Annotated in this window: 1 protein-coding gene; it reads left to right on the plus strand. The window is 27.0% G+C overall.

Annotated elements, in window-relative coordinates; translation table 11 throughout:
• The first annotated feature begins 150 nt into the window (after positions 1 to 150).
• A complete protein-coding gene (locus ACFSSB_RS15455; protein ID WP_379905930.1) occupies positions 151 to 825 on the plus strand; it encodes a hypothetical protein in 675 nt (224 codons plus the stop codon).
• Positions 826 to 1,078: the final 253 nt, after the last annotated feature.

The following is a 1,078-nucleotide window of genomic DNA, read 5'->3' on the forward strand; positions in this document are numbered from 1 at the left end:
ACAATATGTATAATTCATTGCTTGTTTTTCCCTTTTCGGAATAATCCTTCGGATGATTCCTCTGGTTCGTTTCTTTTTGTTAAATTAGTTTTTGAAATACGCAACGAAATCATACACTAACACGTTGGCATTAATTAAAACTCACAAACATTGGATTTAAAAAACGAGAATTTTGATTTTACTAAGATAATTCCAATTGGTGCTGTATTTATTACACTGTGCAGTTCTATTCATTATATTTTTTACTATAATTTCTTCAATATTAGAATAATCAACTATTTGACAATAACAGAATATGCCTCATTGTTTTTAGAGCATATTTTAGCATACTTAATTATTATTTTCGGAGGATTTATTTTTTCTTTTTTATCAAACAATTGGCCTAAAAAAAGTGGTAAAGGGTCGGTTATTTTTGGTATGTCTATTGTCATAATTTATACTTTAGTCAGACTGTTTTTCTTTTCTGAAAAAATTAATGAAAGAATAAATGAGGTTACATTTATTATATTTTACATAATTTTTTTGGTCTTTTATTTAAGACGGCTGAAAAACAAAAATTTAAATGTATTAGTTTATCTAGCAATTATATCTATAGTATATTCTGTATCTAGTGGGTTTGTAAGTGCATATAAAGTTATAGAAAACGAAAGTAAACTCAAATATGAATTTAAATTTGAGGAAAATACAATATCAAGTTCTGAAAAAAAATATTATTTAGGAAGGTCTGAGAATTACTTATTCTTCTACAACAATACTAGCAAGGTTTCTGAAGTAATAAAAACCAACAATCTTAAAAGTATTAATATTTTGGAAAAAAATAACTAATGCCAACACCGTATATAATTTATTGCTGGCTTTTTGCTTACTTGCGAAAGTCCTCGCGGACTTTCTTGGTCGGTAATTATTTACTAAATTAGTTGCTTGAAACACGCAACAAACCATATACAAACACGTTGTGGGTAATATCCGAAAACCGAAATTGAATTGAAAAAAATAGATTGGACATTATTATTAGCATATATCGGAATCCATATTATTATAGGATTGATTTATGTGTTTGATTTGTGTGACCGAGAAT

It is taken from the genome of Lacinutrix gracilariae, assembly GCF_042684485.1.
In the GTDB taxonomy this organism is placed as follows: domain Bacteria; phylum Bacteroidota; class Bacteroidia; order Flavobacteriales; family Flavobacteriaceae; genus Oceanihabitans; species Oceanihabitans gracilariae.